The sequence below is a fragment of the Verminephrobacter aporrectodeae subsp. tuberculatae At4 genome (assembly GCF_000193225.1).
Lineage (GTDB): Bacteria > Pseudomonadota > Gammaproteobacteria > Burkholderiales > Burkholderiaceae_C > Acidovorax > Acidovorax aporrectodeae.
Map to the genome: position 1 here is coordinate 1 of NZ_AFAL01000043.1, position 3,626 is coordinate 3,626.

A 3,626-nucleotide genomic window follows, 5' to 3' on the forward strand; every position below is an offset into this window, starting at 1 on the left:
GAGCGAGGGCGGGCAGTCGATGAGGACGAAATCGTAGTCCGCGTCCGCCGGGGCCAGCGCGGCCTTGAGCCGCCTCTCGCGCTGCTCGAGCGCCACCAATTCCACCTCGGCGCCGGCCAGTTCGCGGTTCGCCCCGAGCACGTGGTAGCCGCATTTTTCCGAAAACACCGCCGCCTCTTGCACGGACGCGGATTCGAGCAGCACGTCGTACACCGTCAGCTCCAGCTGGCGCTTGTCCACGCCCGAGCCCATGGTGGCGTTGCCCTGGGGGTCCAGATCGACCATCAGCACGCGCTGGCCGATCCTGGCCAGACCCGCAGCCAGGTTGACGGTGGTGGTGGTCTTGCCAACGCCACCCTTTTGGTTGGCAACGCAAAAAATCTTGGCCATGTGGACGCCGCGGTTATTGTCTTATTCGGAGATGAGCAACTGCCGATCAGAAACACGCCCGTGATTCTTCGCGCATGCGGGGTTGGCGCGCATGCATGCGAATGGTTTTCCCGGAACGACCGCTGTGGCAGGAAGCGCAGCAAAAAAACGAGATGCCGAGTTTACGCTAGCCCGCCTTGTCGGAATCCGTTCCCGCCATCAAACATCAAACGGCGGGCCGCATCCAGACGATGCAGCGCTCGGCATCAAGGCCGGGCACCGCCAGTGGTTCCACGTGAAACACCTGCACGTCGGCGGGCAGGGCTGCGATTTCATCCGCCGGGTGCCGGCCCTTCATGGCCAGCCAAACGCCGTGGGGCTCGGCCAGTGCCGTGCGCGACCAGCGCACGAAGTCGGGCAGCGAGGCAAAAGCGCGGCAGCTGACGACGTCGAACCGCGCGCTCAGGGCCTCGACCCGCGCGTGCACGCCGTGCACGTTGCGCAGCCCCAGCGTCAGCGCCGCCTGCTGGACAAAGGCCGCCTTCTTGCCCACCGCGTCAACACAGTGCACGGCCACCTCGGGGCAGCAGATGGCGAACACCACGCCGGGCAAGCCGCCGCCGGAGCCCACGTCGAGCAGCCGAACGGTCTCGGGCCGCATGCCCCCCCCTGCCCCGAGACCAGCCGCGTGAACGTGGCGGCGCAGCGGCGCCACCGCCGCCAGGCTGTCGAGCAGGTGCTGCGTGAGCATCTCCCCGGGGTCGCGCACCGCCGTCAGGTTGTAGACCGCGTTCCACTTCTGCAGCAGGGCCAGAAAATCCATCAACTGAGCGCGCTGCGCAGCGCTCAGATCCAGCGCCAAGGCCTGGGCGCCCGATTCCAGCCGGGCGCTGAGCGCGTCGCGGCCGGTGTCGGTGGCCGTCATGCCGGCACGTCACTTTTCACCTGGGCGGAGGCCAGTCCGCCGCCCTTCTTCAAATGCACCATCAGCAGGGAGATCGCGGCCGGGGTGACCCCGGTGATGCGCGACGCCTGGCCCAGGGTTTCGGGGCGATGGCGGTTGAGCGCCTGGCGCGCCTCGATGCTCAGCGCCGTGACCAGCATGTAATCCAGATCCGCTGGCAGGCGCAGTTTCTCGAAGTGCGCGGCGCGTTCCACCTCGCCCTTCTGGCGGTCGATATAGCCCGCGTACTTGGCGGCGATCTCCACCTGCTCGAGAACGACTGCGCTCAGCGCGCCCAAGGTTTCACGTGAAACGTCGGCGCAGGCGTACCTGCCACCGTCGAGCGACATGAGGTCGGAGTAGCCCACTCCCGGGCGGCGCAGCAGTTCGAACAGGCTGTATTCATGCCCGATGTGTTTGCCCAAAACCCGTTCGGATTCGGTGGCCGGAAGATTGCGCGGGTTCACCCAGGTGCTCTTGAGGCGTTCCGTTTCGCGCAAAACCGCATCGCGCTTGCGGCCAAACGCGTCCCAGCGCGCATCGTCAACCAGGCCCATGCGGCGCCCGGCCTCGGTCAGCCGCAGGTCGGCATTGTCTTCGCGCAGTTGCAGGCGAAACTCGGCGCGGCTCGTGAACATGCGGTAGGGCTCGCTCACCCCTTTGGTGATCAGGTCGTCGACGAGAACGCCCAGGTAGGCTTGCTCGCGGCCAGGGAGCCAGGCAGCCTCGCCCCGGCATTGCAGCGCGGCGTTGATTCCCGCAAAAAGGCCCTGCGCCGCAGCCTCTTCATAGCCCGTGGTGCCGTTGATCTGCCCGGCAAAGAACAGGCCCCGGATTTGCCGCGTCTCGAAGTTGCTCCTGAGCGCGCACGGGTCAAAGTAGTCGTACTCGATGGCGTAGCCGGGGCGCAGGATATGCGCGTTCTCCAGCCCCGGCAGGCTGCGCACCAGATCGTATTGAACGTCGAACGGCAGGCTGGTGCTGATTCCGTTGGGGTAGACCTCGTGCGTACTCAGGCCCTCGGGCTCAAGGAAGATCTGGTGGCTGTCCTTGTCGGCGAAGCGCTGGACCTTGTCCTCCACGCTGGGGCAGTAGCGCGGGCCCACGCCCTCGATCGTTCCCGTGAACAGGGGGCTGCGGTCGAAGCCGCTGCGAATGATCGCGTGCGTGCGTGCGTTCGTATGGGTGATCCAGCACGGAACCTGCCTGGGATGCATTCGGGCGCTGCCCATGAAGCTGAACACGGGCAGCACGCCCTCGTTCACGCCGCCGGGCATGCCGTCGCCAGGCTGTTCCTCGCATTTGGAAAAATCGATGCTGCGCCCGTCGATGCGCGGGGGCGTTCCCGTCTTCAACCGGCCCTGCGGCAGCTGGAGCTCCTTCAGGCGCGCGCTCAGCGACACGGCGGGCGGGTCCCCGGCCCGGCCCGCGGGGTAGTGCTTCAGGCCCACATGGATCCGGCCGTCGAGAAAAGTGCCGGCCGTGAGCACCACGCTGCGGCTGCGAAAGCGGATTCCCAGCTGCGTCACGGCGCCCACCACCCGGTCGCCCTCGAGCAGCAAATCGTCCACCGCCTGCTGGAACAGCCACAGCTGCGGCTGGTTTTCCAGCATGCGGCGGATCGCGGCCTTGTACAGAACGCGGTCGGCCTGCGCGCGCGTGGCCCGCACGGCGGGACCCTTGGACGCATTCAGGATGCGGAACTGGATTCCGCCCTCGTCCGTGGCCAGCGCCATCGCGCCGCCAAGCGCGTCCACCTCTTTCACCAAATGGCCCTTGCCGATGCCGCCGATGGAGGGGTTGCAGCTCATCTGCCCCAGGGTTTCGATGTTGTGCGTCAGCAGCAGCGTTCCTTGCCCCATGCGCGCAGCGGCCAGCGCGGCCTCGGTGCCGGCGTGGCCGCCGCCGACGACGATCACGTCAAATTCCTGGGGGTACAGCATGCAAACGCTCCGGGGCCGAGGCCAATCAAGAAAAACACCCGGTGTGGGCAGGGCCCCCTACCGGTCCGCCAAGCGGCCTGCGATTTTCCCACTTTGCGCAAGCCCTGTCTGTTCCAGCAGCGCGGCGCGATGTTTCACGTGGAACCGAACCCGCCGCAGCACGCGGCTTCGACTCACACGCCGCGCGCCCGCTCCGCCCTCAGGTGTTCGCGCAGCTGCGCGAACTCCCCGGCGTCCAGCGCATCGCGCACTTCGCGCATGAGGTTCAGGTAGTAATGCAGGTTGTGCACGGTGGTGAGCATGGGGCCGAGCATTTCGCCGCAGCGGTCCAGGTGGTGCAGGTAGGCACGGCTGAAACCCTCGCGCCCCCC

Annotated in this window: 4 protein-coding genes; all 4 read right to left on the bottom strand. The window is 67.1% G+C overall.

What is annotated here, in order from left to right; translation table 11 throughout:
* On the bottom strand, positions 1-390 hold a 390-nt coding region (locus VTU_RS0101685), incomplete at its 3' end, for a ParA family protein (protein ID WP_010100132.1).
* A gap of 205 nt (positions 391-595) precedes the next feature.
* Positions 596-1,294 carry a 16S rRNA (guanine(527)-N(7))-methyltransferase RsmG gene (rsmG, locus tag VTU_RS0101690; RefSeq protein WP_010100133.1) on the bottom strand — a complete coding sequence of 233 codons (699 nt, stop codon included), beginning with the start codon at positions 1,292-1,294 and terminating at the stop codon, positions 596-598.
* The gene (gene mnmG, locus VTU_RS0101695) at positions 1,291-3,255 is read right to left on the bottom strand and encodes a tRNA uridine-5-carboxymethylaminomethyl(34) synthesis enzyme MnmG (RefSeq protein WP_010100134.1); all 1,965 of its coding nucleotides are present in this window, start codon (positions 3,253-3,255) and stop codon (positions 1,291-1,293) included. Before mnmG ends, rsmG begins: the two co-directional genes overlap by 4 nt.
* 173 nt (positions 3,256-3,428) lie before the next feature.
* Positions 3,429-3,626 (bottom strand): tRNA-guanine transglycosylase (locus VTU_RS0101700; RefSeq protein ID WP_010100135.1); only part of this gene is annotated, 198 nt, incomplete at its 5' end.

Coding starts and splice junctions, on each gene's coding strand:
- rsmG (WP_010100133.1), bottom strand. CDS start 1,294: ATGACGGCCACCGACACCGGCCGCGACGCGCTCAGCGCCCGGCTGGAA.
- mnmG (WP_010100134.1), bottom strand. CDS start 3,255: ATGCTGTACCCCCAGGAATTTGACGTGATCGTCGTCGGCGGCGGCCAC.